Source organism: Deltaproteobacteria bacterium (assembly GCA_005879535.1).
GTDB lineage: Bacteria > Myxococcota > Myxococcia > Myxococcales > 40CM-4-68-19 > 40CM-4-68-19.
On the sequence record VBKI01000099.1, the window covers coordinates 1 to 579 of the forward strand.

At 66.3% G+C, this 579-nt stretch carries 1 protein-coding gene; it reads right to left on the reverse strand.

Annotated features, from left to right (window positions below):
• Nucleotides 1–220: 220 nt before the first annotated feature.
• Nucleotides 221–579 (reverse strand): glutamate synthase (locus E6J58_23410; protein TMB32211.1); only part of this gene is annotated, 359 nt, incomplete at its 5' end.

The window sequence follows — 579 nt, forward strand, 5'->3', positions numbered from 1 at the left end:
GCTTGTCCCTCGCGTCCCCGCCACAGGACGCGGCAAGGAGCAGGAGCAGGACGGCAGTGGATCGGCTGATTCGCGGCACGGCGGGAACGTGAATGTAGGAATGCTTCGCGTCGCCAGCACAGACCGTGTCCAGTGGTGAACATCGCGCCCCGGCGCGTGCGCCGGTAGCAGCAGGACGCGGCGCGCGTCGCGGTCGACCAAATTCCGACTGCAGCACTACCTACGGCGGCAGGACCGTTTCGCCGTACGACAGGTACCGATCGACGTGTTGCGCTGCCGATCGACCTTCCTTGATCGCCCACACCACCAGCGACTGCCCGCGAGACATGTCTCCTGCCGCGAACACGCCGGGAACGCTGGTCATCCGGGTCTGGTCGGTCCAGACGTTGCCCTTCTCGTCCAGCTTGACCCCGAGCTGCTGCAAGAGCGGCTTCTCCGGTCCGATGAACCCCATGGCGAGCAGCACCAGGTCCGCGGGGATCACCCGATCCGTGCCCGGAATCTCCCGCGGTCCGAACCGGCCATCCGGAGTCTTCACCCACTCCACGTCGACCAGCAACAGCTCCTGTACGTTCCGCT